Below are 3,838 nucleotides of genomic sequence, written 5' to 3' on the forward strand. Positions count from 1 at the left end.
GTTCGAGCCGCCGAAGAGATCGGTGCTGCGATTCTGCTGTCCGTTGCCGGACGGGTCTACCTGATCGGGGTCGATCCGGAAGCTTCCGGTACTGCCGGCGCTGCGGCCCTGCTCGACGCCGCGGCGCAGGTTGGTGAGACGGCCGCGGACCTCCTCGGGCGCGCGGGACACCTGCGGACCGTCCTGCGGGGTGGGCTGGGCGTTGCCCGGCACCAGGTTCTGCTTGGGCACGCGCCGGGGCAGGCCGGCCTGGGTGGTGCCGCTGGAGGAGGGCTCACGGAGCTTCTCCGCCCGCTGCCAGTCGCCGTCGTTGGGCGACTGCCAGCTCTGGCCGCCGGCCGCGGTCGGGCCGGTGGGCCCGTAACCGCCGAGGGCGGACACGTCGTGGCTGCCGCGGGGCTCGGCCGGTGCGGAGGAGGTGTCCTTGGCGCCGGCGAACCAGTTGGGGGTCTCGCCGCTCTCCTGCGGGCCGGACGGGAACCCGCCGCCGGCCAGCTGCTGGCCGGGGCGGCGCTGCGGCAGCCCGGACGGCAGGGTGGCCGAGCCGGCGTCGGCCGCGGCCGGGAGGGCCGGCTGCTCCGGGGCGTACGGGTGGCCCGCCGGGGCCTCCTCGGCCCGGTTGCCGTAGTTCTCCCCGGCGTAGCCGGAACGGTCGTAGCCGTCGCCCTGGCCGTACTCGTCCTGCTGGCCGTACTGGTCGTAGCCCTGCTGCGGGTACTGGCCGTACCCGTCCTGCTGGTACCCGTCCTGCTGGTACCCGTTCTGCTGGTACCCGGCGTCCTGGCCGTACTCGTCCTGCTGGTAGCCGTACTGGTCGTCGGCGTAGCCGGACTGCTCGTAGCCCTGCTGCGGGTACTGCGCGTCCTGGCCGTAGTCCTCGTCGTTGCGACGGCCGTACGCCGGGTACTCGTCCTCGACCTCGGCGTCCAGCACCGGCCGGTCGCCCTCCGGGCCGGACTCCAGCGCGGCGCGGCGGACCTGGTCCAGGCGCTGCGAGCGCTGGACGGCCTCCAGGGCCGGGCTGAAGCCGCTGGAACCGGCACCGTTGAGGCCGGTGAGGTGGTCGTCGAAACCGAGTTCGGCGGCGCTGCGGGCCTGGCTCCGGTCGGGCGCCCACTCGGCGGCCGGCTCCTGGTCGGCGAAGATCCGGGAGACGGTGAACTGCTCCTCGGGCTCCGGCGCCGCGGCCATCTGGGTCAGGAACGGCGGCAGCATGACCAGCGAGGTGGTGCCCGCGGACTCGCCGGAGGGGCGGAGCTGGACGCGGACGTCGTGCCGCTGGGACAGCCGGCCGACCACGAACAGGCCCATGCGGCGCGAGATCGTGGCGTCCACCGTGGGCGGCTCGGCCAGCTTCTCGTTGATCTCCGCGAAGTCCTCGGCGGTGAGGCCGATGCCCTTGTCGTGGATCTCGACCAGCACCCGGCCGTCGGGCAGGCGGGTCGCGTTGACCAGCACCCGGGTCTGCGGGCTGGAGAAGGTGGTGGCGTTCTCCAGCAGCTCGGCGAGCAGGTGGACGAGGTCGGTCACGGCGGCGCCGACGACCTCGGCCTCGGGGATGCCGGAGAGCTCGACGCGCTCGTACTGCTCCACCTCGGACGCGGCGGCGCGCAGGACGTCGACCAGCGGGACCGGGGTGTTCCAGCGGCGGCCGGCCTCCTCGCCCGCGAGGACGAGCAGGTTCTCACCGTTGCGGCGCATTCGGGTCGCGAGGTGGTCCAGCTTGAAGAGGTTCTCCAGCTGGTCCGGGTCGGCCTCGTTGTTCTCCAGGTCCGTGATCAGCGCCAGCTGGCGCTGGATGAGGCTCTGGCTGCGGCGCGACAGGTTGGTGAAGATCGCGTTGACGTTGCCTCGCAGCAGGGCCTGCTCGGCCGCGAGCGCGACCGCCTGCCGGTGGACCTGGTCGAAGGCCCGGGCGACCTCGCCGATCTCGTCCTTGCCGTACAGCGGGATCGGGGTGACGTTGGTGTCCACCCGCTCCGGGTCGGTCTTGGAGAGCTTCTCGACCAGATCGGGCAGGCGGTGGTCGGCGATGTCGAGCGCGGCGCTGCGCAGGGTGCGCATGCCGAGGATCATCGAGCGGGCCACGTAGCCGGTGAGCACACCGGCGAGGACCAGCGCGACGATGACGATCAGCGAGTTGAGGATGGCGTCGAAGCGCGCGTTGTCGCGCAGCTCGGCGGCGTCGGCGAGCACGTCGTCCAGCAGCACGACCTCGGTGGCGCGGAGGCTGGAGATGTGGGTGTTGGCGGCCTGGTTCCAGTTCTCCGGGGTGAGGCCGGCGTCCTTGGCCTCCTTGTACGCGCGGTCGGCCACCTCGCGGCCCTGCGACTGCCCGTTGGCGGCGGCCTGGGTGTAGGCGGCACCGATGTTGAGCAGGCCGCCCATGGTCGGGGCGCTGCCGTTGGGCATCCGGTACGCGGTCCGCTGGTCGGCGACGGCCTGGGCGACCTGGGCGTCGGCGTACTTCTTGGCGTCCTCGGGGGCGCTGCCGGTGTTGAACTCGGAGAGTGCGGTCTGCTCCAGGCGCTGGGCGACCAGCAGCTGCTGGATGAGGTCGACGTTCTCGTAGCGCGTGGTCTTCTGGGCGGCGATGCCGACCAGGAGCTGCAGCATGAGGGCGCGCTGGGTCGAGGCGGAGGCCTTGGCCAGCGACATCGCGTAGATCGAGCGGCCCTTGCTGGTGAGGTTGCTGGAGCCGAGGCCGACCGAGTTGTCGTAGGCGAGCAGCGGGGCGAACATCACCGAGTAGGCGCTGACGGTCGCGGAGGCGAACAGCGTGTCGCTGTAGGCGGTGGCGCGCAGCTGGGGCAGGAAGACGACCATCTGCTGGAACGCGTCGTGGCGCCGGGGGAGCTCGCCGGACTTGTCGCTCGCCTCGTAGGCCGCGTTGTACGCCTTGAGGGCGACGTCGGTGGTCGAGCGCGCCTTGGTGACGTCGTTGTTCGGGTCCTGCTTGGTGATCAGGGGTATGAGCGTCTTGTCGCGCTCGCTCTCCAGTGCCTCGGAGAGCTCGGTGGCGGCCTTGGCGAGGGCCGCGGTGCGCTGGGCGCGGTCGGCCTTGACGAAGCCGTCGATCGAGGTGTTGACGCGCAGGCCGCCGAAGACCAGGGCGATGATGACCGGGATCAGCAGAATCGCGATCAGACGGGCCGGCACGCGCCAGTTGCGCGGCCGCACGAAGTCGTACCGGCTGCTCTTCGGCCCGGCGCCGTCCGTGCCCTGGCCGCTGCCGGACCCGAGGACCGGGGCGCCCGCGGGGCGGTCCTTCCCGGTGCCGGGCGGCTGCGGTGCCGGGGCGGCCTGGGGCCGCTCCTCGGTCGGGGTGAACGCCGAGAACCCGCCCGGTTCCGGTGCCGTGCCGTTCGGCTCGCTCTGGCGGGGCTCGGAGCGCCGCTGCGGGGCGACCTGCTGCTTACGCCTCACTCGACAACTACCTCTCGGCCGACAGGCGGCCATGGATCAATCCAGCGCTACCCCCGGTGGCCGCGTGCTCCGGGGAGCGGAGCGACAGCCGTACGGGATCCAGGGGTAGCTGGAATTTCAGCACGTGCAGGGATGGGGGACAAACAGCTGCTGGTGGGCGCTGTGCGCGGTGCAATTTAGGACATTCGCCGACAACTTGGAGCAAAACTGTGGTCTTCTGGCGCTGAGCGACGCTGATTCGCTACAAACAGTCATTGTTGATCACGAAATGCCTACCGAACTGTTATCCGCTGCTTATGCGAGGGTCTTGCGCGTGGCGCCCGGACGACACCTCCCCGCAAGCGAACGCGCCCCGGCACCCCGTCGGTGCGACGGGGTGCCGGGGCCGCCGACCTGGGACTCCGCTCAGCGG

1 protein-coding gene is annotated in these 3,838 nt (G+C 71.7%); it reads right to left on the reverse strand.

Translation table 11 applies throughout. The features are described 5' to 3' along the window. The coding region (locus VR45_RS37140; RefSeq protein ID WP_052709669.1) for a sensor histidine kinase at nt 1-3,426 on the reverse strand (3,426 nt) is incomplete at its 3' end. Nucleotides 3,427-3,838 lie beyond the last annotated feature (412 nt).

The organism is Streptomyces sp. NRRL S-495 (assembly GCF_000966955.1).
Classification (GTDB): Bacteria; Actinomycetota; Actinomycetes; order Streptomycetales; family Streptomycetaceae; genus Kitasatospora; species Kitasatospora purpeofusca.